We start from the raw sequence: 5,234 nt of genomic DNA on the forward strand, positions 1-5,234 counted from the left end.
CGTTCAACCGCGACCGTCGTGACGACCGTCCGTCGGGCGGCTTCCGCTCCAACGACCGTCGTGACGACCGTGGTGGCCGTTCCTTCGACCGCCGCGACAACGACCGCCCGTCGTTCAACCGCGACCGTCGTGACGACCGCCCCTCGGGTGGCTTCCGCTCCGGTGGCAGCGACCGTCCGTTCAACCGCGACCGTCGTGACGACCGTCCCGCCGGTGGCTTCCGCTCCGGTGGCAGCGACCGTCCGACCGGCCGCCGTGACGACCACCGTGGCACCGGCACCAACACCGGTTCCTTCGGTCGCCGCGACGACAAGCCGCGCTGGAAGCGCAACGGCTGAAAGCCGTGAAGCCGACCTGCTGAAGGTCTGCTGAGGTTCTCAGGAAAGCGGGCCCGCTCTTTACGAGTGGGCCCGCTTTTCTTTTCACTTCCCTCACATGAGTAACGGCTGCTAGCATCCGGCGACTTGCACAGGGTGCGGCCGGGGCTTTGCGTGATTCCTTTGCGGCAGGCTGCCGTTGATCACCTGTGCCCTTCATGCCTTTTGGGCATTTCGGGGAGGACTGACCCTTTTGGCTCGCCTTGTTTCTTCACGCAGCCGTTCCGTCGGGCGCCGTCGCGCCGCCCTGGCTGCTCTCGCCGCGGTCGCGGCCGGTCTCGGTACGATGCCGAGCGCCAGTGCTGCGGACACGCCGACTCCCGTGCAGACGGACGGGGTCTGGGGCATCGACTTCGCCGGCGGAACGCTGAACACGGTGGAAGTCGCGGCGAACGGCCAGCAGTACGCCTACGCGCGCCGGATCGCCCCGGACGGGACCATGGCCGGCGACCGGATCTCGATGGGGTTCGTGGGCACCTACGCGACCGGCGACCACACCAAGCGCGTTCCCTGCGACGCCGGTTCCTGCGTACCGCTGCGCGCCACCGGAAACGGTCATCTGGGCCGCTTCGGCGTCGACAACGGTCTGGAGCACGCCCAGATCTGGCTGACGGCGAACAGCTACCACTCGTCCGACGAGCCAGGTGTGACGGGTGGTCGGTTCGTCGACGCCACCGGACGCTACTTCGTCTACAACGCGGAGTCGACCGGCAAGCAGTACATCGACGACGTCTCCGAGTACCGCACGACGAATGTGCGGATGACCCGGTCCATCACCGCCGCCTCGGTATGGGGTTCTGTTCTGTGGACGGCGAGTTCCACCACCGGAGCCGTCACCGCGACCGACCTCGAACAGAAGAAGGTCGTCGAGACGGCCGCCACCGGTGCGCCCTGTGTGATCAAGGAACTCCAGACCGTCGGCCGCTGGATCTACTGGAACTGCGGTACGGGCGGCGCGGCCGGTGTGTACGACCGTACGGCGAGGAAGAGCTTCACCGTGCCGTCCGGTGCCGTGCTCGTGGGCGACGGCTATCTCGTGCGGCACGACCGGTCCGCCGGGAAGCTGGTACTCACCGACTTCCATACCGGGAAGTCCGCGGTGCCCCGGGAGATCGCGGATCTGCCCGCGGGCAGCACCGTCGACCAGCGGAGGCTGACCTGGGCCGTGGACAAGTTCGGCGGCGACATCGCGTACGTCGGGCCGGACAAGGCGATCCGCGTCGTGCGGAGCGAGGTGCCCTCGCAGCCGTTGGCGGCCATCGAGTCGGATCTCGGCGACGGCTCCATCGACATCAAGGGCGTGGACAACGGCCACTCCCCGGCCTGGGACAGCACCTGGCAGTTCAGCAAGCCCGTGACCTGGAAGTTCGTGGCGAAGGACATCCGCGGGCGCACGGTCCGTACCTTCTCCGGCGGGCCCGGCGCCGAGGCCGAGGTCAACTGGGACGGCCGGACGGACAAGGGCGGCTACCCGACCAACGGGGTCCACACCTGGACGCTGACCGCCAGGGCCGCAGAGGGCGACGGCACGTACACCACCGGTGGAAAGATCTCGGTCGGCGGCGGTCTCCCGGGCCACCACGACCAGGGCGGCTACGACTTCGGCGAGCTGGTCACGCTCAACTCCGCAGGTGCCCTGACCCTCCACTACACCGAAGGCAAGGGCAAGTTCGACTGGAAGCGCTCCGGCTCCGGCTGGCCCAAGGGCGCGGTGGCCGTCCCGTTCGGGGACATGGGCAGCGACCGATGCTCCGAGATGCTCGTACGGATGCCGAACGGGGAGCTGCGCCGGTACGCCGGAAAGTGCGGCGATCCATACACGCCGAACAGCAGTCACACCTCGCTGGGCACGGGCTGGAACGCGTACAACGTCCTGACCGCGCCCGGCGATCTGACCGGTGACGGACGCACCGATCTGCTCGCGCGCAAGGCGTCGACCAGCGACATCTACCTCTTCGCCGACGACGGCCGCGGCAAGCTGAAAGCCGGCGTGAAGATCCGTTCGTCCTGGACCGTCTACACGAAGATCGTGGGCGCCGGAGACCTCAACGGCGACGGGTACGGCGATGTGCTGGCCCGTCACAAGGACGGCACGCTCTACCGCTACGACGGCACCGCCACCGGGAAGCTGAAGGAACGGGTGAAGGTCTTCTCCGCGTGGGGCGCCTCGTACAACACCGTCGTCGGGGTGGGAGACATCACCGGTGACGGGAAGGCCGACCTCGTCGAGCGGGACAGCTCCGGCAATCTCTACCGCAACAACGGCAACGGCAAGGGGTCGTTCGGCTCGCGTACGAGGATTGCCACGGGGTGGCAGGTCTACAAGGGGATCTTCTGATGCGTATGAGGAAGCGGATACGACCGGGGACCGGCCAGGCACTCACCACCGTGGCGGCGTCCTGCGCCACTCTGCTCGGCCGCACGCTGCCGAGCGGCACACTCTGTACCGTACCGGCACCCGGCGCGCCCCCCGTCGCGGACGAGGACCAGTGTTTCGGTGACGCGAGCTGAGCGATGAGCTGAGGTTCGGGAAGGGCGCGGCCCGATGGCCGCGCCCTTCCCGTTGCTGTGTGGCGTGTTGCGCGGCATGTTTTCCCAGTCGTAACCATGGCGACCGCATGTGTGCCTTGAGGCGAGGGCATCGCTGGGGACATGACAACAGACACCGGCGAGGACAGGCCACCACCGGGCGTTTCCGACGAGGAGCGTCTTGCGCAGCTCGGGTACACGCAGACGCTGGCCCGGCGTATGTCGGCATTCTCCAACTACGCCGTCTCGTTCACGATCATCTCGGTGCTCTCCGGCTGCCTGACGCTGTATCTGTTCGGCATGAACACCGGCGGTCCCGCCGTCATCACCTGGGGGTGGGTCGGCGTCGGCCTGATGACGCTGTTCGTCGGCCTGGCGATGGCCGAGATCTGTTCGGCGTACCCGACCTCCGCAGGCCTCTACTTCTGGGCCCACCGGCTGGCCCCGCCGCGCTCGGCGGCGGCCTGGGCCTGGTTCACGGGCTGGTTCAACGTCCTCGGCCAGGTCGCTGTCACGGCCGGGATCGACTTCGGGGCGGCGTCCTTCCTGGGCGCGTATCTGAACCTCCAGTTCGACTTCGAGGTCACTCCCACCCGTACGATCCTGCTCTTCGCCGCGATCCTGCTGCTGCACGGTCTGCTCAACACCTTCGGTGTACGGATCGTCGCGATCCTGAACAGCGTGAGCGTGTGGTGGCACGTCCTCGGGGTCGCCGTCATCGTCGGCGCTCTGACCTTCGTGCCGGACAAGCATCAGTCGGTGTCCTTCGTCTTCACCGAGTTCGTGAACAACACCGGCTGGGGCAGCGGCTTCTACGTCGTGATGATCGGCCTGCTGATGGCCCAGTACACCTTCACCGGCTACGACGCCTCCGCCCATATGACGGAGGAGACGCACGACGCGGCGACGGCGGGCCCGCGCGGCATCGTCCAGTCGATCTGGACCTCATGGATCGCGGGTTTCGTCCTCCTCCTCGGCTTCACGTTCGCCATCCAGTCGTACGACGGAGCGCTGAACTCCCCGACCGGCGCCCCGCCCGCCCAGATCCTCCTGGACGCCCTCGGCGCCACCACCGGCAAGCTCCTGCTGCTGGTCGTGATCGGCGCGCAGCTCTTCTGCGGGATGGCGTCCGTGACCGCCAACAGCCGCATGATCTATGCCTTCTCCCGGGACGGGGCCCTGCCCTTCTCCCGCGTCTGGCACACGGTCAGCCCCCGCACCCGCACCCCCGTCGCCGCGGTCTGGCTCGCCGCCCTCGGCGCCCTGGCCCTGGGCCTCCCGTACCTGATCAACGTCACGGCGTACGCGGCGGTGACCTCGATCGCCGTGATCGGCCTGTACATCGCCTACGTCATCCCCACCCTGCTCCGCCTGCTCCGGGGCGACGACTTCACCCCGGGCCCCTGGCACCTGGGCCGCTGGTCCCGCCCGATCGGCGTCGTCGCGGTGGCCTGGGTCGTGATCATCACGGTGCTCTTCATGCTGCCGCAGGTCTCGCCGGTCACCTGGGAGACGTTCAACTACGCACCCATCGCGGTCCTGGTGGTCCTCGGCTTCGCCGCAACGTGGTGGCTGGCCTCCGCCCGGCACTGGTTCCTCAACCCGAATCACAAACGCACCACCGTCCCCGACGAACCTCGCGGAAGCTCCGCCGACACCCCGGTGAAGCCCCTCTGATGCCACCTGATCCCGTCGCGACGGGGCCCGGTAACCGATACCCGATCGGCGTCCGGGCCCCGGCGGGCTATGCTCAGGGGTGATTCGCCGGGGGCCGTTAGCTCAATTGGCAGAGCAGCGGACTTTTAATCCGTTGGTTGTGGGTTCGAGTCCCACACGGCCTACGCGAAGCAGGGAGGGGAAACCCTATCTGACCTGCTACTTAGCGCCTCGATCGGCTTCGTCCGGTCGGGGCGCTTCGTCGTTCCCGGCCTCTTGCGTGAGCGATGCGTGAGCGGACGGTCCGACAGCAGGGGCTACGGAGGGGGCCTTACGGGCACGTGGCACCAGCGCGGCGGCGGCTTCTGCCGCGGCTTTGTCGACCTCGGGCAGCAGGCTCGTGTACGTGTCCGACGTGAGCGTGATCGTGGAGTGGCGCAGTGTCTCCTTGATCGTGTGGAGATCACCACCCCCGCCGTGGGTGAGAGTGGCCGCGACGTGACGCAGGTCACGCAGGGTGATCGGCGGCAGGTCGGTGGTGGCGAGGATGCGGCGGAACGTCTCGGAAACCGTCTCCGGGTGCAGCCAGGAGCCGTCCTCGCGGGTGAAGACCTTGCCGGTCTCGTTCCAGGCGTCGCCCCACTTCTTCCGGGCGCTCAGCATCGCTTTGTG

Annotated in this window: 4 protein-coding genes, 1 tRNA gene and 1 pseudogene; 5 read left to right on the forward strand and 1 reads right to left on the reverse strand. The window is 67.9% G+C overall.

Annotation, left to right across the window (positions count from 1 at the left end):
* The 5 genes and pseudogenes from ACIPEK_RS21230 to ACIPEK_RS21250 form a co-directional block, all read left to right on the forward strand.
* Nucleotides 1–338: pseudogene (locus ACIPEK_RS21230) on the forward strand (RNA helicase); the annotation flags it as partial.
* A gap of 361 nt (nucleotides 339–699) precedes the next feature.
* Complete coding sequence (locus ACIPEK_RS21235) at nucleotides 700–2,715, forward strand: FG-GAP repeat domain-containing protein (RefSeq protein WP_401998191.1); 2,016 nt, start codon at nucleotides 700–702, stop codon at nucleotides 2,713–2,715.
* Nucleotides 2,715–2,888 (forward strand): hypothetical protein, encoded by a 174-nt coding sequence (locus tag ACIPEK_RS21240; protein ID WP_401998194.1) that lies wholly within the window; start codon nucleotides 2,715–2,717, stop codon nucleotides 2,886–2,888. Before ACIPEK_RS21235 ends, ACIPEK_RS21240 begins: the two co-directional genes overlap by 1 nt.
* Before the next feature lie 141 nt (nucleotides 2,889–3,029).
* Nucleotides 3,030–4,583, forward strand: coding sequence for an amino acid permease (locus tag ACIPEK_RS21245; protein WP_401998197.1), 1,554 nt, complete (start codon nucleotides 3,030–3,032; stop codon nucleotides 4,581–4,583).
* Nucleotides 4,584–4,674: 91 nt separating this feature from the next.
* Nucleotides 4,675–4,747, forward strand: a tRNA-Lys gene (locus ACIPEK_RS21250).
* A gap of 34 nt (nucleotides 4,748–4,781) precedes the next feature.
* Here ACIPEK_RS21250 and ACIPEK_RS21255 read toward each other — a convergent pair.
* Nucleotides 4,782–5,234: tyrosine-type recombinase/integrase (locus ACIPEK_RS21255; protein WP_401998200.1), on the reverse strand; the 453-nt coding region annotated here is incomplete at its 5' end.

This window comes from Streptomyces sp. NPDC088246 (assembly GCF_044741025.1).
Classification (GTDB): Bacteria; Actinomycetota; Actinomycetes; order Streptomycetales; family Streptomycetaceae; genus Streptomyces.